Source organism: Roseovarius roseus (assembly GCF_043355935.2).
GTDB lineage: Bacteria > Pseudomonadota > Alphaproteobacteria > Rhodobacterales > Rhodobacteraceae > Roseovarius > Roseovarius roseus.
In genome coordinates this window covers 276,977-296,078 of sequence record NZ_JBHFPE020000004.1, presented here as the reverse complement: position 1 = coordinate 296,078, position 19,102 = coordinate 276,977, and the positions used below count along the sequence as shown (strand labels likewise).

Below are 19,102 nucleotides of genomic sequence, written 5' to 3'. Positions count from 1 at the left end.
GGATCGCCCCCCGAAAACGACAAGACCGGCCGCCGCAAGTCTGCAACGCCCGGTCCTGCAAATATCATCGCTATGGCTCGATTATTCCGCCGCCGTCTCGGATGACGGGGGTGATGCGTCACCGCTCTGTCCGTCGCCCTGCTCGGATTTCGGCTTGCGCGGACGGCGCGGCTTGGACTTGGGGGCGTCCGCATCGTCGGGCCCTCCATCGCTGCGCTCGCCGTGATCCTGCGCGCGCTCGCCGCCATGTGCAGCGCCCTCGTCGGGGCCGGATGGCTTCTGACGCGGCTTTCGCGGCGCGCGTTTGGGAGGCGCCTTACTTTCGGGCGTCTCGACCAGGGTGCTCCCACCCTCGTCCTCGCCCTGCTGCGTGTCGTGGGCATCGGGCTGCGGCGCATCCCCGGCATCATTGCGGTTCTCGTCGCGCTGATTCCGCTCGCGGTCGCGCTCGGCCTGGCGCTCGCGGTTTTCGCGCTCCTGCTGTTCGCGCTTGGCATCCTGATCGCGCTTGGCGTCCAGCTCCTTCTGCGCGGCCCCAAGAAGGCGCAGGTAATGCTCGGCATGCTGTTGGAAATTCTCGGTCGCAACCCGGTCATTCGCCAACTGGGCATCGCGCGCCAACTGGTTGTATTTCTCAATGATCTGCTGCGGCGTGCCGCGCACCTTGCCCTCCGGGCCGGAACTGTCGAACACGCGGTTGACGACGTTGCCGACCGAATTGGGGCGGTTTCTGTTCGACTTGTTGCGCGAACGTGACTTCGATGATCTCATAGGTCTGCTGTCCAGCCTTGTTTCTAGAACCGTGGTAAACCCGAGAGGCGCCCGATGCGCACATGCATAAAACCGGGTTCGGCTATGTTGGCTTGGCGTCGCGCGGGACCACCCGAGATTTGGGTATCCACCGCGTCGACCCCTCCACTAACCACGCAACAGCCCCCCACACAAGGGAAAACTATGCAATTTCGCCGGTTTTGAAGCGCTTTTTCGACCTCCTGCGCGGTCTTTGCCCGATCCCAACGTCAGTGCTAGGGTTCGGCGCGGCCACAAACGACACGGTCGCGCCCGTCCAGATCAGGCAGAATACGCACATCGGCAAGGCCCGCCTCCTGCATCAGCTCTGCCACGCGGGCGCCCTGCTTCCAGCCGATTTCAACCATAACGCGGCCGTTTGCGGCCAGATGCGCGCCTGCCCCGGCACAGATCGCGCGATAGGCCGTCAGTCCGTCGGCCTCATCTGTCAGCGCCACGCGCGGCTCATATGCCAATTCCGGCGCGAGGTCCGCCATTTCTGTGGCGGCGATGTAAGGCGGATTTGACACGATCAGATCGAACCGGCCCGTGACCGCCCCGAACCAGTCCGACCGGATCAGCTTCGCGCGGTCTGCCACGTCCAGCCGTGCCGCATTGCGCCCCGCCACGCCGAGCGCGGCTTGGCTGATATCTGTGCCGACCCCACGCGCCTCAGGTCGCGCAGCAAGCAGCGACAGCAAGATGGCCCCCGACCCCGTGCCCAGATCCAGAACGCTATCGAACGGGCCGGACAGTGCCGCGCTCACCAAAGCCTCGGTTTCGGGGCGCGGGTCCAGCACGTCGGGCGTGACTTCGAACTCATGCTCGTAAAATGCGCGCCGCCCCAGGATATGCGATATGGGCCGCCGCTCCAGCCGCTGGGCGGCGTAGTCGCGCAACCGCGCTTCCGTATCAGGCGCCAACGCGTCGCCCTCATGCAGGGACAGCCGTCCCGTCCCAATGCCCAGCGCCCCCGCCATTAGCACTCGCGCATCTCGCGCCGCGCTGTCGATGCCGGCCTGTTCAAACACGGCTGCCAGCTCGCGCACCGCCTGCGCGATACTGCGCACAGGGCTCACGCCCCCATCTCGGCCAGTATCTGCGCCTGCGCATCGGCGGTCAGCGCGTCGATCACCTCGTCCAGATCGCCTTGCATGACTTGGTCGAGCTTGTAGAGCGTCAGGTTGATCCGGTGATCCGTCATCCGGCCCTGCGGAAAGTTGTAGGTGCGGATGCGCTCGCTGCGATCGCCGCTGCCGACCTGCGCGGCGCGGTCGGCGCTGCGCGCCGAATCAACACGGCTCCGCTCGGCATCATAGAGCCGCGTCTTAAGCACCTGCATCGCGATCTCGCGGTTGCGGTGCTGGGATTTCTCGCTGCTGGTGACGACAATGCCACTGGGAATATGCGTGATCCGCACCGCCGAATCGGTGGTGTTCACATGCTGCCCGCCCGCACCCGAACTGCGCATCGTGTCGATCCGCAAATCATTGGGATCGATCCGGATATCCACATCCTCAGCCTCGGGCAGCACCGCCACAGTTGCCGCGCTGGTATGGATGCGCCCGCCACTCTCGGTTTCCGGCACGCGCTGGACCCGGTGAACGCCGCTTTCGAACTTGAGCCGGGCAAAGACGTGGTTGCCCTTCACATGGGCTACGACTTCCTTGATCCCGCCCAGCTCGGTCTGGCTCATCTCGATGATCTCGAGGCTCCAGCCCCTGCTTTCCGCATAGCGCTGATACATGCGCAGAAGGTCACCTGCGAACAGCGCAGCTTCCTCGCCGCCGGTGCCGGGCCGGATCTCGATCATCGCAGGGCGCGCATCGGCCTCATCCTTGGGCAAGAGGCTCAGCTGCAGCGCCGCCTCCACATCCGGCAGGCGCTCCTCCAGCTCTTCCAGCTCATCCTCGGCCAGCTCGCGCATCTCGGGATCACCCAGCATGGCGCGGGCGCCCTCGATATCGGCAAGAAGCGTCTTGTAGTGGCGGATTTCCTCGACCACGGGCCGCAGCTCGGCATATTCGCGGCCCAGCGCGGCAATATCGCCGCCGCCCGCAGACATCTTGGCCTCGAGAAACTCGAAGCGCTGCACGATCTGCTCTAACCTGTCGAATGGAACCATGGCCCCCATGTCCTTCATTCAAATGTTTTGGTCAAGACGCGGAGGCGTGATATACTTCCCGCCATGCGCAACGCACTCACCCTCGCCCTTTTCCTGGCCGCCGCCCCGGCGCTGGCCGATGGCACGATGGGCGGCAAGACAATCGATTGCTACTGCACCGACAAATCCGGCGCGCGTGTCGAATTGGGTGAAATGACCTGCCTCCATGTCGACGGCAAGACCTTCATGGCGCAGTGCCAGATGTCGCTGAACGTACCCATGTGGCGCAAGATCAGCGATGGCTGCCTCAGTTCATCCCTGCCGCAGAGCAGTCAGCCAACGCTCCACGCGGGCCTTGTTGACGCCCATATCTGACTTGCCATAGCGCAACCGCGCGTAGAGGGCGATCTGCTCACCCTGCTGCTGGACGGTCGTGTAGTCGGGAAAGCCGAAGACGCGCGAGCGGGTGACATATGTCACCATCCCTTCGGCGACCGACCCGGCCAGGACATGTGTGCGCGGCTCGGCACGGATGATCTTGTCCAGCGCCGCCAGATCACCGGTGACGCGGAGCATCACGCCGCCTTCCAGATCCTTGTCCTCGACCGCCTCGGGCAACACATGCCAGCGGGCCACATCATCCGGCGCCAGCCTGATCCAAGTCAACAGCGCCAGAATCACAAGCAGAACTGCCAAGGCTACCCACCTCATGCGCCCGCGCCTTCATCTTGGAGGAAAATACTCATTCCCTGATCCGCCTCATGCGCCGCCGCCGTGATCGTTCCACCCCAGCAGGCAAATGATATTCGTCGCCACATGCGCCCCCGCAATGGCCGTCGCGCCGGTCGTGTCGAACGGCGGCGAGACCTCGACGATATCCCCGCCCTTGAGGTCGATCCCCGCCAGATCGCGCAGCATGATCGCCGCCTGCGCGCTGGTCAGCCCGCCCCAGACCGGCGTGCCGGTGCCGGGGGCAAAGGCAGGGTCCAGCGCGTCAATGTCGAAGCTCAGATAGACCGGCGCATCGCCGAGGATGCCCTTGATCTTCTCCACCGCCGCTTTGGTGCCGCCCTCATGCACGTCGCGCGCGTCAATGATGTTCATGCCCATCGTATCGGGCACCGTGGTGCGGATGCCCACCTGCACCGACTTGGCCGGATCGATCAGGCCCAGCTTGATCGCCTTGTAGAACATGGTGCCGTGGTCGATCCGGTCGAAATTATCGTCGGCCCACGTATCCGTATGCGCGTCGAAATGCAGCAAGGCCATCGGGCCGAACTTCTCGGCATAGGCCTTCAGGATGGGAAAACTGATGTAATGATCCCCTCCCAGCACGACACTGGCCGCACCCGCATCGAGGATGCCCTTGATATGCTGGGTCAGAAGCCCCGGAAACTCGGGCACCATCGCGTAATCGAACGCCAGATCGCCGTAATCGACGATGTTCAATGCCTCCATCGGATCATACCCCCAGCCATAGGGCGCATCGGCGGTCTGCAGCGTGCTTGCCTCGCGGATCGCGCGCGGGCCAAGGCGCGTCCCGGTGCGGTTGGTCACCGCCTGATCAAAGGGCACGCCCGTCACGGCGATGTCGACGCCGGTCAGATCCTTGGTATAGCGCCGCCGCAAGAATGACGTGGCACCGCCGAAGGTATTCTCGAAGCTGAGACCGCGATTGTCCTGCCGGGTGAATGCCTCATCAACCGTGCTGCTTGCGTCTTCCAGTCCCATGATGGCCCCTTTCGCTCTTGCGCCGATGCAGCACCCTGTAAGACAAACCCCTCCAGATGCAAGCCCGCCAGCGGAAGGAGATGACAGTGACCGATGCCCTCATCCACGACCCCAAGGGCGGCCTGCCGCGCCTTCTGGCGATCATGCGCGCGCTGCGCGATCCCGAAACCGGCTGCCCTTGGGATATCGAACAGGATTTCGCCAGCATTGCCCCATACACGATCGAGGAGGCCTATGAGGTCGCCGACGCGATCGAGCGCGCCGATTGGTCCGATCTTACGGGTGAGTTGGGCGATCTGCTCTTGCAGGTCGTCTTTCATGCGCAGATCGCCGAGGACCGCGGCCTTTTTCGCTTCGATGACATCGCGAACGGCATCGCGGACAAGATGGTCGCGCGGCATCCGCATGTCTTCGGGAATGAGAGCCGCGACAAGAGCGCCGAGCAGCAGACCCGCGACTGGGAGGTGATCAAAGCCGCCGAACGCGCGTCGCGGGCCGAAACCGGAACTCTCAGCGGCGTTGCCTTGGGCCTGCCCGCCTTGCTTCGCGCGGTCAAGCTGCAGAAACGCGCGGCGCGCGTCGGCTTTGACTGGCCGAATATGAATGGCGTGCTGGACAAGATCACCGAGGAAGTGGCCGAGCTGGCCGAGGCCCATGCCAGCGGTGATAAGGGCCATGCGGAGGAAGAGTTCGGAGATCTGATGTTCGTCATGGCCAATCTGGCGCGCCACATGAAGATCGACCCAGAGGCGGCGCTCAGACGCGCCAATGCCAAGTTCACAAGACGCTTTACCAGGATCGAGGCGCTGCTGGCCGAGGCAGGAAAGACGCCCGATCAGAGCGATCTGGCCGAAATGGACGCCCTTTGGAACCGGGCCAAGGCCGAGGAACGGCGCGACGACAATTGAGGAAGCTTCTTCGCCTCAAACCACCGGCAGCTCTGCCGAAGCAAATCGGGTCAGCCGCTCGGCGCCGCCCTCTCGGATGACGATATCCTCCTCGGCCACCATGATCGTGCCCGGCCCCGTCGTGACACCGGGCTCCAGCGTGATGACCATACCCGGCACCAGCTCGGTCCGGTCCTGCGGGATCAGCGATAGCCCCTCGGTCAGTTGCATGCCAAGGCCGTGGCCCAGCCGCCCCGATCCCTCGCCCGCGCCAGTGATCGCGGCCATCGCGGCGTAGACATCGCAGGCGCGCGCGCCGGGGCGCGCGACCTCCAGTCCCGCCTGCACGGCCTCGGCCAGCTGCGCATGAGCCAGCGCCGCATTGCCGGAGGCCGCGCTTACTGCGTAATTCCGGTCGAAATCGCAAAAATATCCATCCCAGACGGCGCCCGTATCCAGCATCAGCACGTCACCCCGCACCAGCGGCGCGTCTGAGGCGGGCGAAATCACGTCGCCATAGCCATCTGGCCCCGCGCCACCCGCAATATAGGCCACAAGGTCAGCCCCCTCCTCCAGCAAAAGGCGCTGGAAATCCCGGAAAACAGCGCTGAGCGCGCGCCCCTCGCGGGCAATCTCCGAAACCCGGTCAAAGGCGCGATTGCCGATTGCGCAGGCGCGAGCGATCTTGGCGATCTCGGCCTCGGATTTTACCGCGCGCAGGCTCGCGACGATGCCGTGGTCATGGGCAAACTCCAGCCCCGCCGCCGCCTTGACCGCCGCAAAGCTGGCCATCGGCATGCGCAGATAACTCTCGGGCCCCGAGGGCATGCCCACCGGCCCGCCCACCTCGCGCAAGGTGGCCGCCAGAAGGCTGATCCCGTCATCCTCGGGGTCCGGCGCGGGCCAGACCCGGATATCGGCCACCCATGTCTGCGCCATCAGCGCGGCGCCGATGCTGGGAATGACGGCGATGGGCGCGCCCGATACTGGCAGGACGAGGAACCAGGGGCGACTGGGGCTCTCCCAAAACCGGGTCAGAAAGCCAGTGAAATAGCGAATTTCCGGCTCGGTCGTCAGCAAGAGCGCGCCCAGCCCGGCCGCATCCATGCGCGCCTGCGCGGACGCCAGCCGGGCCGCGAACTCGGCGCGGGCGAAACCGCGCGTCACTCGGCGGGCCCTTCGCTAAGGATGCAGAGCACGCGGGCATCCTCGGGCAGGCCCAGATGCGACAGCGCCGCCAGCCCCGCGCCGCCCGATTCGGAGGTATCGAGCCCCAGCGCCGCCAGTTCGGGCAACACCGCCGCCGCCTCGTCATCCGAGATCAGCGCAAAGGCATCCGCATCGCGCGCCAGTCCTTTCAGCGCGATCAGTGACGCCTCCTTGCAATCAAGGCGGCCCATATTCGAGACCGGCCCGTCGCTCGGCACGAACTTTCCCGCCTCGATGCTATCGAAAAGGGCCGGCGCCGCTTCCGGCTCGACCACGATGATGCGGGGAGCATCACCCCAGACGGTACGGAAATGCGCGGCGCAGGCCCCAGCCAGACCGCCGACACCGGCCTGCAGCAGGATATGCGTCGGCGCTTGCGGCATCTGCTCGGATGCTTCTGCGGCCATGGCCAGATACCCTTCCATCAGGCGATGCGGCAGATCGGTATATCCCGGCCACGAGCTGTCCGAGAGCAGCGTCCAGCCATTCTCGTCCGCCGCCTTTTGCGCGGCCGCCATGCTGGCCTCGTAATTGTCCCCGGCGCGCACCACCTCGGCGCCGCGCGCGCGCAGGCGGTCCGCAAAACTCTCCGGCACCGGCGCCGCCAGATAGATGACCGCGCGCGCGCCGAAAATTGCCGCTCCGGCAGCGACGGACATGCCGTGATTGCCCGCACTGGCGGTGACATAGGTGCGTCCATCCAGGATGCGCATCATGTCTCGGTCCTCCATCTGGCCCGCCGCCTCCTGCGCCTCATGCGCAATGACATATGCCGCGCCGAGGGCCTTGAAGCTGCCGAGGTTCATGCGCCCGCGCTCGTCCTTGACCCAGACCGAGGGGCCGAAGCCCTCGGCTGTCACCAAGGGCGTCGCGCCCGCCGCAGGACAGCGCGCCAGAAGGGTACGCGGCGCCTCGGCATCGGTGCTGGGCCACGGGATATCGGCCAGTGCGTTCTCGGGCAGGCCCTTGCCGCGCCACGGATTGTTCTTGATCTGCATGATGCGCCTCCCTTTGCCTGCATAGGACGCAGGCAGCGCGCGGCAGTCAAGGCCCCGCCCGGCCCACCACGTCCAATGGCCAAGCCCCCCTTCCCCCCTCGCGCTCAATCGAATAAAGAGGCGCCAAACGCCTTAGAACCGACAGCCCGAAGGAACATCATCCCATGACCGAGCCGGACATCACCCCTGATCTGATCGCCGCTCACGGGCTCAAGCCGGACGAATACGAGCGTATCCTAGAGATCATCGGGCGCGAGCCGACATTCACCGAGCTCGGCATCTTCTCGGCCATGTGGAACGAGCATTGCAGCTATAAATCCTCCAAGAAATGGCTGCGCACCCTGCCCACCGAGGGCCCCCAGGTGATCTGCGGTCCGGGAGAGAACGCCGGCATCGTCGATATCGGCGACGGGCAGTGCGTGGTCTTCAAGATGGAAAGCCACAACCACCCCTCGTACATCGAGCCCTACCAGGGTGCGGCGACAGGCGTGGGCGGCATCCTGCGCGACGTCTTCACCATGGGCGCGCGTCCCATCGCAGCGATGAACTCGCTCAGCTTCGGCAGTCCGGACCACCCCAAGACGCGCCAACTGGTCCATGGCGTGGTCGAGGGGATCGGCGGCTATGGCAACGCCTTCGGCGTGCCCACCGTGGGCGGCGAGCTGCGCTTCGATCCGGCCTATAATGGCAACTGCCTCGTCAATGCCTTTGCCGCTGGCCTCGCCGAGACCGACAAGATCTTCTACTCTGCAGCCTCTGGCGTTGGCCGTCCGGTGGTCTACCTGGGCGCCAAGACGGGCCGCGACGGCGTTGGCGGCGCGACCATGGCCTCGGCCGAGTTCGACGACACGATCGAGGAAAAGCGCCCCACCGTGCAGGTGGGTGACCCCTTCACCGAAAAGCGCTTGATGGAGGCCACGCTGGAACTCATGGCAACCGGCGCGGTGATCTCGATCCAGGATATGGGCGCCGCGGGCCTCACCTGCTCGGCCGTGGAAATGGGCGACAAGGGCGGCCTTGGCGTGCGGCTCAACCTCGAAGCCGTGCCGCAGCGCGAGACGAACATGACCGCCTACGAGATGATGCTGTCCGAGAGCCAGGAACGCATGCTGATGGTGCTCGAGCCGTCGTTGGAGGCAGAGGCGCGCGCCGTCTTCGAGAAGTGGGACCTGGATTTCGCAATCGTGGGCGAGACGATCGCCGAGGACCGCTTTCTCATCATGCACAATAACGAGGTCAAGGCAGACCTGCCGCTGGCGGCCCTGTCGGGCACCGCGCCCGAATATGACCGCCCGTGGGATGCGCCCGTCCCTGCCGAGGCGCTGGACGCGGCATCGGTTCCGCAGATCGACCCCATCGACGGGCTGCGCGCCCTGATCGGCTCGCCCAACTATTGCAGCCGCGACTGGGTCTACGAGCAATATGACACGATGGTCATGGCCGATACCGTGCGCGGCCCCGGCTTGGGCGGTGGTCTGATCCGCGTGCATGGCACCGACAAGCTGCTGGCGTTCACCTCTGATGTCACGCCCCGCTACGTGCAGGCCAACCCCGAGATGGGCGGCAAGCAGGCGGTGGCCGAGGCCTATCGCAATCTGACCGCGCTTGGCGCCAAGCCGCTGGCCAGCACCGACAACCTGAATTTCGGCAATCCTGAAAAGCCGCAGATCATGGGCCAGCTTGTTGGCGCGATCAAAGGGATCGGCGCGGCCGTTGCCGCGCTCGACATGCCTATCGTGTCGGGCAACGTGTCGCTTTATAACGAGACTGACGGCGCGGCGATCCTGCCGACGCCGACCATCGGCGCCGTGGGCCTCATCGCCCATCCCGACCATGCCATCATTGGCCAGGCACGCGAGGGCCATGTCGCGCTGCTGGTCGGCGACACGCACGGGCATCTGGGCCAGTCGGCCCTGTTGGCCGAAGTCTTCAACCGCGCCGAGGGCGATGCGCCCCATGTCGACCTCGACGCCGAGCGCCGGAATGGCGACTTCATCCGCGACAATCACAGCCTGATCACCGCCTGCACCGACCTGTCGGATGGCGGCCTTGCCCTTGCCGCCTTCGAAATGGCCGAGGCGGCGGGCGTGGGCGTGCATTTGGATAGTGACGATACCGCCACACTCTTCGGCGAGGATCAGGCCCGCTACCTCGTCGCCTGCAATTTCGACCAAGCCGAGGCGCTGATGACGGAGGCCGCCAAGGCAGGCGTGACCGTGACCAGTGTCGGCAAATTCACCGGAGACGCGGTGCGCATGGGCAGCTCAAAGGCTCCGCTGGACGAGCTGTCACATATTTTCCGCGCCTCGTTTACCGAGCGGTTCGCCTGATATCGGGCCGCGATTGAGTATTTTTGCCAAGATGAAGCCAAGGCGCGCCCCTGCTTCATCTTGGTTTCAAATACTCATATGCCGTCCTCACCCCGCGCTCGACGCTTCAGACGACACGGCCCTGATCCGCTCGATCATCGCCCTCAGCCCGTTCGAGCGCTGTGCCGAGAGGTGATCGGTCAGGCCCAGCCGCGCCAGCTCGCCGCCCGCATCGACGCGCGGCACCTCTGAGACGGGAAGGTCATTGTAAAGCGCCCGCAGCACCGCGATGAGACCGCGCACGATCAGCGCGTCACTGTCGCCATCAAAGCGGAAGGTGCTGCCCTCGATCTGCGGATGCAGCCAGACCTGGCTCGCGCAGCCCTCGACGCGGGTGGCGGACACTTTCAGCGCATCGTCCAGAGGCTCCATCGCCTTCCCGGCTTCGATCACGTGGCGATAGCGATCCTCCCAATCCTCCAGAAACTCGAAATCCTCGACGATCTCTTCGAATGCCGGCTGGGCCATGCTCCGCTCCTTCTTGCTCGTTGGCCCAGAGTTAGGCGCGCGCGGGGCAAAGGTCCAGCCCGGCCATGCGCATCCAAGGCGCTGGAAACGGGCGTGCGCGCTTGCGCTTGGGCGCTGCGTCCTGCTAGGGTCCGCCGAGTTTCAGACCCTTTGACAAGGACCTTTGCCGATGCGCAGACTGGTGACCCTCGTGACGATTTCCAGCCTGACCCTTGCGGGCTGTTCGGGGTTTCGCGACTCGCGCGCGAACCCGGCCAACTGGTTCGGCAGCAGCCGCACGGCGCCCGCGCCGACCGCAGCAGAGGCAGCGGCAAACCCGCTGATCCCCGAAGAGCGGCGCAACAGCATCTTTCAGCGCAAGTCCGACGCGGAAACCTATGAAGGCACTGCGATTTACGCGGTCGAGAATGTCGTGATCGAGCGTTCGTCCGGCGGCGCGATTGTCAAGGCGACGGGCCTGTCGCTGCGCCAGGGGGCGTATGATGTGCGCCTCATGCCCGAGAACAAGGGCGAGCCGGTGAACGGCGTTCTGACCTACACGCTGCGCGCGGTTCAGCGCAACGACACACCGCAAGGCCCCGAGCAGACCAGGCGGGTCAGCGCAGGCCACTTCATCTCGACCCAGACATTGCTGGAGTCGAGTGAAATCCGTGTCTTGGGGCAGACCAACAGCGCCGTCTCGCGCCGCTGATTTGCAGCTCGCTTTCAGTTAGATTTACAGCTTGACGGTCTCGATCGTGCTGCCCTTGACGCGCAAGGCGATCTGACCCGCGCAAAGGCGCAGCGCCTCCGCGCCAAACACATCGCGCCGCCAGCCGCTGAGCGCGGGCACATCGCGCTGACCGGCAGCAATGGCGTCAAGATCGGCCGCCGTCGCAATAAGCTTGGACGCCACGCCCTCGCGGTCGGCCACACCCTTGAGCAGGACGCGCAGAAGATCCGCAATGGCGGGGTTCACCTGCAGCCGCTCGCGGCTGAGATCGGGCTGCGGCTGTGCGCTGGCGGGTGTCGCCAGCCCATCGGCCACCGCCTTGAGGATACCATCGGCAATCTCGCCCTTGCGGGCCTCGCGCAGCAAGAGGCGAGAGCGGCCCAGATCCTGGATATTCGCGGGCTTGGTCGCCGCCAGTTCAACCAGCGCGTCGTCCTTGAAGATCCGGCTGCGCGGCACGTCGCGCGCCTGCGCGTACTCCTCGCGAAACCGCGCCAGCTCGCGCACAATGGCCAGGTATTTGCCGCCATTGTTGCGCGTCTTGATCCGCTGCCATGCGTCCTCCGGGCGGGTCACATACGTCTCGGGCGCGTTCAGCACGGCCATCTCCTCGGCCACCCATTTGTCGCGGCTCGATTTCTCCAGCTCGGCGGCCAAAAACTCGTAGATCTTGCGCAGATGCGTGACGTCGGCCAGTGCGTATTTCTTTTGTGCATCGCTCAGCGGGCGGCGCGACCAATCGGTAAAGCGCGAGGATTTGTCGACCTGCGCCTTGGCGATGCGTTTTACCAGCGTCTCGTATCCCGCCTGCTCGCCAAACCCGCAGACCATCGCGGCCACCTGTGTGTCAAAGAGGGGCGACGGGATGAGGCCCGCATCGACGTAGAAAATCTCCAGATCCTGGCGCGCGGCATGGAACACCTTGACCGTGCTCTCATCGCGGAAGAGCGCGTAGAGTGGCTCCAGCGACAGACCCTCGGCCAGCGGGTCGACCAGCACCGCGTTCTCGTCATCCTCGCCCGGAAACGCCAGCTGCACGAGACAGAGCTTGGAGTAATACGTCCGCTCTCGCAGGAATTCGGTGTCGACGGTGACGTAGGGATACTCGGCGGCGCGGGCGCAGAATTCGGCCAGCTCTTCGGTCGTGGTGAGGGTCTGGATCAAGGGAACGGCTTCTTTCGCTTTGGTTTGTTGCGCCGCTATAGGCCGGATCGGCGCGGATTGAAACGGGGTCGGCGCCGAACGCGGCGCCTAGGGCAGATGGATCGGCGTGCGGTCCCCGGCAGCAAAGCGGCGCAGGACTGCCGGATAGAGACGATGCTCGGCTTCCAGCACGCGGGCGGCGAGGGTCTCAGCGGTGTCGCCCGGTGCGACGGGCACGCGGGCCTGCCCCAGGATAGGGCCATCATCCAGCGCCGCCGTCACCTCGTGCACGGTGCAGCCCGCCTCGGACTCGCCCGCGTCAAGCGCGCGCTGATGGGTATGAAGGCCCCGATATTTGGGCAGAAGCGACGGGTGAATATTGATCATTCGGCCCTGCCAGCGGCTGACAAAGCCTTCGGTCAAAACGCGCATAAACCCCGCGAGGCAGATGATATCCGGCTCATGCGCCATGATCGCGCTATGCAGCGCATCCTCGAAGCTCGCGCGATCCTCGCCATGGGGGCGGTGATCGACCACCTCGGTCGCGATACCGCGCGCGGCGGCCTTTTGCAGCCCGCCCGCATCGGCGCGGTTCGACAGGACCAGCGCGGGGCGCGCAGGATGATCGCCCGTCATGCTGTCTACCAGCGCCACCATGTTCGAGCCGCCGCCGGACAGAAGAATGGCGACGCGTTTCGTCACTTGAGCTCGCCGCTATAGCGGATGCCCGCGCCTTTGGTGACACGGCCTAGGCGGTCCACCGTCTCGCCCTGCTCGGCCAGCAACTCCTCCAGCGCATCCGCCTGCCTGGCGTCCACGGCGACGATCATGCCAATCCCGCAGTTGAAGGTCTTGAGCAGCTCGGCCTCATCCATGCCGCCGGTCTCGCGCAGCCAGCTGAAAACGCCCGGCAATTCCCATGCGCCCAGATCGATATCGGCGCCCAGATCCTCGGGCAGAACGCGCGGCAGATTCTCGGTCAGGCCGCCGCCGGTAATATGGGCCAGCGCGTGCACGCCGCCAGCACGGATCGCCGCCAGCGCGGGTTTCACGTAAAGGCGCGTCGGCGTCAGCAATGCGGCGCCCAGCGTGCCCTCGGTCCAAGGGCAATCCGCGTCCCAGCCAAGGCCCGACATTTCGACCAGCTTGCGCACGAGGCTATAGCCATTGGAATGAACGCCGTCGCTGGCAAGCCCCAAAAGGACATCGCCCTCGGCCACGCCCTCGGGCAGGGCCGCGCCCCGCTCCATCGCGCCGACGGCAAAACCGGCTAGGTCGAAATCGCCCGCCGGATACATGCCCGGCATCTCGGCCGTCTCACCGCCGATCAGCGCGGCGCCCGAGCGCGCGCACCCTTCGGCAATGCCCTCAATGATACGCGCCGCCTGATCCATCTCCAACTTGCCGGTGGCGAAATAGTCGAGGAAGAAGAGCGGCTCGGCCCCCTGGCAGACCAGATCGTTGACGCACATTGCGACCAGATCGATGCCCACGCCGTCCACATGGCCGGTGTCGATGGCGATGCGCAGCTTGGTTCCGACGCCGTCCGTCGCCGCCACCAGAACAGGGTCGTGATAGCCCGCCGCCTTGAGATCGAAGAGCGCGCCAAAGCCGCCCAACCCCGACATCACGCCGGGCCGCCCGGTGCGTTTGGCGGCGGGTTTGATCCGCTCGACAAGGGCATTGCCCGCATCGATATCGACGCCGGCATCGGCATAGCTCACACCAGTCTTGGGATCGGACATAAGGCTCTCCTCAGATTTGACGGAGGGCCTAGCTTATCGCGGCGACAGGCGCAATCTCAAAGCCTTGACGCGGGCGCGCCCGCTGCGTAGGAAACGCGGCAGGCGGGCCTGTAGCTCAACTGGTTAGAGCAGAGCGCTCATAACGCTTTGGTTGCGGGTTCAAGTCCTGCCGGGCCTACCACCGCCGCCTGCCCCAAGCCTCAGAGCCACGCCAGCATTTGCAGCGATATCAGCGCGATGAAGGCGCCAGCGGCGATTTCCATAATCGGCATGGCGCCCTGGATGACGCTACCCTTTGCGCCCGAGCCGAGCGCGCCTTCGCGCGCGAAAGTTGCCATGAGGGCCACGGCGACGGTCACGGCCCCGGTGCCCAGCGCCATGGCCAGCGTTCCGGCGATTCCCGCGGCGGGGATGCCCATCTGCCATGTCAGCACCAATAGCAGCAGCGCCCCGGTGCAGGGGCGGATCGCCACCGCACCGATCAGCGCAAGCGTGCCGCGCAGCCCATGGGCCTGCGCCACCTCCTCCGCCGTCGGCGCGTGGCTGTGGCCGCAGCCGCACTCGGCGCCGTGGGTGTGCACGGGGCGGCGCCGCAGCAGCAGCTTGCGCATGCCACGCAGGATCAGCCAAAGACCGATCAGCCCGATCGCGGCGGCCGAGACGGTGGCCATCGCCCCTTCGGCAAGACCGGTCAATTGCGCGCGGGTGTAGCCCAGCAGCAGCATCCCGCCATAGACCAGCGCGATGGCCGTGCCCGCCTGCCCCAAGGATGACGCCATGGCGATCAGCGACAGGCGCACCGCAGGCACGCGGGCCGCCATGCCATAACCGCCAATCAGCAGCTTGCCATGGCCGGGCCCCGCCGCATGGACAAAGCCATAGGCAAATGACAGCCCCATCAGCCACGCGAAAGCGCCCGCATCACCGCTACGCAGGGCGCGCAAGGCCCCCGCCAGCCCGTTCTGGAACTCGCGCTGCCACGAAGAGGACCACCGCGCGACGGAGGCATCCATGCCCGTCCACAAAGCCGCGCCAAGTGCCGCGCCGATCAGCACGAGGATCAGGAGGGTGCGGCGCATGTCACGATGAACCTGTCTGCAAAAAGAACGCCGATATCACCCAGATCGACCTCGACATAGGGATCCTCGCCGATATCCACCGAGGCAAGCTTGTCGCCGTATTCCTCATAGGCCTTGTCCGTGTCGGCGTCCTGCCGCGTCACGGCGCAGCCCTCGGCCCCTTCGATCGTGGGCAGCGCAGGCACGTCATAGGCCACGAAAAAGCTGGGATCGTAAAGCTGCGCCATCACATTGCCCTCGCCCAAGTCGAGCGGCGCGCTCAGCGGGCGCACATGTGTCGTGACGATCCGGCCGTTTTCAAAATAGGCTCGGTGCCGCACGGGGCCCTTCAATGTGACCGCCGCGCCATCGCGCATCAGCGTCACATCCCCCGGAAACCCTGCGGCCCAATCCACGTCGTTGCCAGCAAACGCCTCCAACTGAGCGGGCTCTGGCGTGCCGTCGCCATCGGCATCGAGGCCCTTATCCTCGATCATCACGAGCGAATAGAACTCATCATAGGACCAGCCAATACGCAGCGCCGCCAGCCGCCCCTGATCGTCAAAGATCAGCGACAAGGCCCCGTCGATGAAGACATGCGGATGCGCCTCGCCGCGCCCCGAAGGCATGGCAAGCGCCGCGATCAGCGCCAGCGCGCCGATCGTGCGGGGGGCGGTCCACCCGCCCCCTGTTCGGATCGCGCCTAACCTGCGCATGCCGCCAGCCGTCGGGCCACGTCGCGGATCAGCTCTGGATAAAACTGCGGGCCCGGCTCCAGATCGGCGCCCAGCGGGTCAATCACGCCTTTGCGCAGACTGACGCCTTCGGTCACCGTGTCCACGAAGGCCGGATTGAACGCCGGCTCGGACAAAACGCAGGTGACGTTCATGTCCTCGATGACACCGCGCACTTCCTCGATCCGTGCGGGGCCGGGATCGGAGGCATCGCTTGCGGCGATGGCGCCGACGGCGTGCAGGTCGAACCGATGCTCGAAGTAGTGGTAAGCATCATGAAAGACGACGATGCGCGCATCCGCCACCGGCGCTAGCAGCGTTTCGACCTCAGCGGCAGCCGCATCGATCTCTGCGCGCCCCTCGGCGGCATTGGCGGCATAGACCTCGGCATTTTCCGGGTCCAGCTGCGACAGCTTGCCTGCGATCACGCCCAGCCATGCCTTGCCGTTCTCTGGGTCCAGCCAAGCATGCGGGTCATCCCCCGAATGATCGTGCCCGGCATGGCCTTCATCGCTTTCATGGGTGTCATCGGCCTCATGCTCATGGTCGTGGCCGTTCTCATCGGCCTCATCCACATGCTCGCTATGGTCCTCATGCCCGTCATGTGCTTCGCCTTCTTCGGCAAAGCTTGCGCCGCTGCGGAAGGCCAGAACGAAGGTCTCAGGCGCGTGAAGCAGCTCGGTGACGTCCGCGTTCGGCGCAACGGTGTGGATCGTGCGGTCCAGCCATGGCGTCAGCTCCGGCCCGATCCAGAAGATGGCATCCGCGCCCGACAGCGCCTCCGCCTCAGAGGGGCGCATGGCGTATCCATGGGGCGACGCGCCGGGCTGCACGATCTGCTGGGGCGTGCCCAGCCCGTCCATGACACGGGCGGCCAGCGATGCGACAGGCGCGATATCCGTCACCACGTTTGGCACCTCGGCTGCCGCGATGCTGGCCGAAACCGATAGCGCCGCTGTGCCCAGAAGAAGGGATTTGTATCTTTGCGTGGACATCCTGACCTCATGTGATTATGTAACACTTCGCAGTGAGGTACATGATATAGTATAACATATCAACCTTCTTTGTGCCCAAAGCCAGGACTCCGCGCCATGACGATAGACCCTTTTGAAACGCACGACCATGACGGCTGCATCAAGGCCGGCATGCGCGCCGCCGAGCGGCAATGTTCCGCGCAAGGTCTGCAGTTCACGCCCGTCCGTAGGCGCGTGCTCGAGATTCTGCTGGGCGAGCACAAGGCGCTCGGGGCTTATGACATTCTGGAGGTGTTGCGGGCCGAGGGTCTGGGCGCGCAGCCGCCCGTCGCCTACCGTGCGCTTGATTTTCTGGTCAGTCACGGGCTGGCCCACCGGATCGAGCGGCTGAACGCCTTTACCGCCTGCACCCATTCCGATCAAAGCCACGCCCCCGTTTTCCTGATCTGCCGCGCCTGCCAGCGCGTTGTCGAGGTGGACACCGATCCCGAGGCGGGCGAATTGGCGCGCGCAGCGGGTGATGCGGGGTTCCAGATCGAGCGCACGGTGCGCGAGGCCGTCGGGCTCTGCCCCCGGTGCCGTGAGAGCGCCCCGGCAGGCGCCACCGCATGACCCAGCCCTTGATCGAAGCCAAGGGGCTCAGCGTGCGGTATGGCCGGAACACCGTGCTGCAGAACGTCGATTTCGCCATGGCCCCCGGCGAGATCGTGACCATCGTCGGCCCCAACGGATCGGGCAAGTCTACGCTCTTACGCGCCCTCTTGGGCGGGGTGCGCCCCAGCGCGGGGCGCATCACGCGTCGCCCGGACCTTCGGCTGGGATATGTGCCGCAGCGGCTGGTGCTGGATGCGGCGCTGCCGATCACCGTCTCGCGCTTTCTCAGCCTTCCGCGCCGCGTCAGCCGCGAGGCCGCCCGCGATGCGCTGGAGCGCGCGGGCGTGCCCGATATCGGTGGGCACCCCATGGCAGGCCTGTCAGGCGGGCAGTTTCAGCGCGTCCTGCTGGCGCGCGCCCTGCTGCGGAACCCCCAGCTTTTGATGCTAGACGAGGGGACCGCGGGCCTCGACCAGCCCGGCGCCGCCGCGTTCTACCGCCGGATCGAAGATGTGCGCCGCGAGACGGGCTGCGCCGTGTTGATGGTCAGCCATGATCTGCATGTCGTGATGAGCGCGTCCGACCGCGTGATCTGCCTCAACGGGCATGTCTGCTGCGAAGGCACGCCCGAAGTCGTGGCCGAGGCGCCCGTCTACCGGGCCCTTTTCGGCGAAGGCACGCAAGGGGCGCTGGCGCTCTACCGGCACCATCACGACCATGTCCATGGCGAGGAATGCGCGCATGATCATGGCGCACCGCACGCAAAGGTAGGTGACTGATGCTCGATGACTTCATGACCCGCGCGGCGCTGGCCGGGATCGGCACATCACTGGCCGCGGCGCCCCTCGGGTGTTTTGTCGTCTGGCGGCGCATGGCCTATTTCGGGGATGCGACCGCCCATGCGGCCATTCTGGGCGTCGCCCTGTCGCTGGCACTGTCCCTGCCGATCTTTGCCGGTGCGCTGGTGGTCGCGCTGGCGATGGCGACACTGGTCACGGCCCTTTCGGGGCGCGGGCGCGGCGTGGACACGGTGCTGGGCGTGCTGGCCCATTCGGCGCTGGCATTCGGCCTCGTGGGCGTGTCCTTTCTGCAAGGGGTGCGCATCGACGTGATGTCATTTCTCTTTGGCGATATCCTTTCGGTCTCGCGCGGCGATCTGGGGGTGATCTGGGGCGGCGCGGCGCTGGTTCTGGCACTGGTCAGCTGGCGCTGGTCGGCGCTCCTGACCGCGACGCTGGACCCGGATCTGGCCCGCGCTGACGGGATCGACCCCAAGCACGAGGAACTGATCCTGACCCTCGCCCTGGCCATCGTGGTGGCTGTGGCGATCAAGGTGGTGGGCGCGCTGCTGATCACTGCCCTGCTGATCATCCCTGCGGCCACCGCACGCCCATTCGCCCGCACACCCGAGGCGATGGCCGTCATCGCCGCCGGGTTGGGCGTGGCAGCGGCATGGGCCGGGCTTAGGGCATCCTACACGCTGGACACGCCCACCGGGCCGACCATCGTCTGTGCCGCCGCGATCCTATTCGCCGCCTCCAGCCTCTATGCCGCGATCAAGGACCGCTGGCACGCGCGGTAGCGCGC

General features: G+C 65.8%; 21 protein-coding genes and 1 tRNA gene. 8 read left to right on the top strand and 14 right to left on the bottom strand.

From position 1 onward, the window contains the following. Positions 1-81 precede the first annotated feature (81 nt). From ACEWPL_RS09730 to prfA, 3 genes are all read right to left on the bottom strand, one after another. Positions 82-771, bottom strand: coding sequence for a DUF4167 domain-containing protein (locus tag ACEWPL_RS09730; RefSeq protein ID WP_393931796.1), 690 nt, complete (start codon positions 769-771; stop codon positions 82-84). Between the two features lie 254 nt (positions 772-1,025). Next, positions 1,026-1,868 (bottom strand): peptide chain release factor N(5)-glutamine methyltransferase, encoded by an 843-nt coding sequence (prmC, locus tag ACEWPL_RS09725; RefSeq protein WP_393931794.1) that lies wholly within the window; start codon positions 1,866-1,868, stop codon positions 1,026-1,028. Then, positions 1,865-2,914 carry a peptide chain release factor 1 gene (gene prfA, locus ACEWPL_RS09720; RefSeq protein WP_393931792.1) on the bottom strand — a complete coding sequence of 350 codons (1,050 nt, stop codon included), beginning with the start codon at positions 2,912-2,914 and terminating at the stop codon, positions 1,865-1,867. The genes prmC and prfA overlap by 4 nt, the downstream gene beginning before the upstream one ends. Positions 2,915-2,977: 63 nt before the next feature. Here prfA and ACEWPL_RS09715 point away from each other — a divergent pair, with 63 nt between their 5' ends. Continuing rightward, positions 2,978-3,268, top strand: a complete 291-nt coding sequence (locus tag ACEWPL_RS09715) for a hypothetical protein (RefSeq protein WP_393931790.1) — start codon at positions 2,978-2,980, stop codon at positions 3,266-3,268. Here the strand turns inward: ACEWPL_RS09715 and ACEWPL_RS09710 are convergent. Together ACEWPL_RS09710 and speB are read right to left on the bottom strand one after the other, a co-directional pair. Then, positions 3,206-3,589: a DUF1499 domain-containing protein gene (locus ACEWPL_RS09710; RefSeq protein ID WP_393931788.1), complete on the bottom strand. Its 384-nt coding sequence runs from the start codon at positions 3,587-3,589 to the stop codon at positions 3,206-3,208. The genes ACEWPL_RS09715 and ACEWPL_RS09710 overlap by 63 nt on opposite strands. A gap of 63 nt (positions 3,590-3,652) precedes the next feature. Continuing rightward, the gene (gene speB, locus ACEWPL_RS09705; protein WP_393931786.1) at positions 3,653-4,624 is read right to left on the bottom strand and encodes an agmatinase; all 972 of its coding nucleotides are present in this window, start codon (positions 4,622-4,624) and stop codon (positions 3,653-3,655) included. Between the two features lie 80 nt (positions 4,625-4,704). On the opposite strand from speB, the gene mazG reads away from it, so the two are divergent. Continuing rightward, on the top strand, positions 4,705-5,532 hold the full coding sequence (mazG, locus tag ACEWPL_RS09700; RefSeq protein ID WP_393931783.1) for a nucleoside triphosphate pyrophosphohydrolase: 828 nt from the start codon (positions 4,705-4,707) through the stop codon (positions 5,530-5,532). Between the two features lie 15 nt (positions 5,533-5,547). Here the strand turns inward: mazG and ACEWPL_RS09695 are convergent, their stop codons facing one another. Together ACEWPL_RS09695 and ACEWPL_RS09690 are read right to left on the bottom strand one after the other, a co-directional pair. After that, complete coding sequence (locus ACEWPL_RS09695) at positions 5,548-6,678, bottom strand: M24 family metallopeptidase (protein ID WP_393931781.1); 1,131 nt, start codon at positions 6,676-6,678, stop codon at positions 5,548-5,550. After that, positions 6,675-7,718: a pyridoxal-phosphate dependent enzyme gene (locus ACEWPL_RS09690; protein ID WP_393931779.1), complete on the bottom strand. Its 1,044-nt coding sequence runs from the start codon at positions 7,716-7,718 to the stop codon at positions 6,675-6,677. Before ACEWPL_RS09690 ends, ACEWPL_RS09695 begins: the two co-directional genes overlap by 4 nt. A 164-nt stretch (positions 7,719-7,882) precedes the next feature. Here ACEWPL_RS09690 and purL point away from each other — a divergent pair, with 164 nt between their 5' ends. Continuing rightward, complete coding sequence (purL, locus tag ACEWPL_RS09685; RefSeq protein WP_393931777.1) at positions 7,883-10,048, top strand: phosphoribosylformylglycinamidine synthase subunit PurL; 2,166 nt, start codon at positions 7,883-7,885, stop codon at positions 10,046-10,048. Between the two features lie 87 nt (positions 10,049-10,135). On the opposite strand, the gene ACEWPL_RS09680 is transcribed toward purL, so the two are convergent. Then, positions 10,136-10,555, bottom strand: a complete 420-nt coding sequence (locus ACEWPL_RS09680; protein ID WP_393931776.1) for a SufE family protein — start codon at positions 10,553-10,555, stop codon at positions 10,136-10,138. Between the two features lie 169 nt (positions 10,556-10,724). On the opposite strand from ACEWPL_RS09680, the gene ACEWPL_RS09675 reads away from it, so the two are divergent. Next, positions 10,725-11,246 carry a hypothetical protein gene (locus ACEWPL_RS09675; protein ID WP_393931774.1) on the top strand — a complete coding sequence of 174 codons (522 nt, stop codon included), beginning with the start codon at positions 10,725-10,727 and terminating at the stop codon, positions 11,244-11,246. A gap of 24 nt (positions 11,247-11,270) precedes the next feature. On the opposite strand, the gene rnd is transcribed toward ACEWPL_RS09675, so the two are convergent. The 3 genes from rnd to purM form a co-directional block, all read right to left on the bottom strand. After that, positions 11,271-12,428 carry a ribonuclease D gene (gene rnd / locus ACEWPL_RS09670; RefSeq protein ID WP_393931920.1) on the bottom strand — a complete coding sequence of 386 codons (1,158 nt, stop codon included), beginning with the start codon at positions 12,426-12,428 and terminating at the stop codon, positions 11,271-11,273. Between the two features lie 90 nt (positions 12,429-12,518). After that, a complete protein-coding gene (gene purN / locus ACEWPL_RS09665) occupies positions 12,519-13,112 on the bottom strand; it encodes a phosphoribosylglycinamide formyltransferase (RefSeq protein ID WP_393931772.1) in 594 nt (197 codons plus the stop codon). Further along, positions 13,109-14,155, bottom strand: a complete 1,047-nt coding sequence (gene purM / locus ACEWPL_RS09660) for a phosphoribosylformylglycinamidine cyclo-ligase (protein WP_393931770.1) — start codon at positions 14,153-14,155, stop codon at positions 13,109-13,111. The genes purN and purM overlap by 4 nt, the downstream gene beginning before the upstream one ends. Before the next feature lie 104 nt (positions 14,156-14,259). Here purM and ACEWPL_RS09655 point away from each other — a divergent pair. Next, positions 14,260-14,336: transfer RNA gene (locus ACEWPL_RS09655), tRNA-Ile, on the top strand. Positions 14,337-14,355: 19 nt separating this feature from the next. On the opposite strand, the gene ACEWPL_RS09650 is transcribed toward ACEWPL_RS09655, so the two are convergent. From ACEWPL_RS09650 to ACEWPL_RS09640, 3 genes are read right to left on the bottom strand one after another with little or no spacing between them, the layout of a single operon-like run. Further along, the gene (locus ACEWPL_RS09650) at positions 14,356-15,234 is read right to left on the bottom strand and encodes a nickel/cobalt transporter (protein ID WP_393931768.1); all 879 of its coding nucleotides are present in this window, start codon (positions 15,232-15,234) and stop codon (positions 14,356-14,358) included. Further along, the gene (locus ACEWPL_RS09645) at positions 15,216-15,929 is read right to left on the bottom strand and encodes a DUF1007 family protein (protein WP_393931766.1); all 714 of its coding nucleotides are present in this window, start codon (positions 15,927-15,929) and stop codon (positions 15,216-15,218) included. The genes ACEWPL_RS09650 and ACEWPL_RS09645 overlap by 19 nt, the downstream gene beginning before the upstream one ends. After that, on the bottom strand, positions 15,917-16,942 hold the full coding sequence (locus ACEWPL_RS09640; RefSeq protein WP_393931764.1) for a zinc ABC transporter substrate-binding protein: 1,026 nt from the start codon (positions 16,940-16,942) through the stop codon (positions 15,917-15,919). Before ACEWPL_RS09640 ends, ACEWPL_RS09645 begins: the two co-directional genes overlap by 13 nt. Before the next feature lie 96 nt (positions 16,943-17,038). On the opposite strand from ACEWPL_RS09640, the gene ACEWPL_RS09635 reads away from it, so the two are divergent. The 3 genes from ACEWPL_RS09635 to ACEWPL_RS09625 are packed head-to-tail and all read left to right on the top strand — an operon-like array spanning position 17,039 to position 19,097. Next, positions 17,039-17,533 (top strand): Fur family transcriptional regulator, encoded by a 495-nt coding sequence (locus ACEWPL_RS09635; RefSeq protein WP_393931762.1) that lies wholly within the window; start codon positions 17,039-17,041, stop codon positions 17,531-17,533. Then, positions 17,530-18,294 (top strand): metal ABC transporter ATP-binding protein, encoded by a 765-nt coding sequence (locus ACEWPL_RS09630; RefSeq protein ID WP_393931760.1) that lies wholly within the window; start codon positions 17,530-17,532, stop codon positions 18,292-18,294. Before ACEWPL_RS09635 ends, ACEWPL_RS09630 begins: the two co-directional genes overlap by 4 nt. Then, entirely contained in the window at positions 18,294-19,097 is an 804-nt protein-coding gene (locus ACEWPL_RS09625; RefSeq protein ID WP_393931758.1) for a metal ABC transporter permease, read from the top strand. The genes ACEWPL_RS09630 and ACEWPL_RS09625 overlap by 1 nt, the downstream gene beginning before the upstream one ends. Positions 19,098-19,102 lie beyond the last annotated feature (5 nt).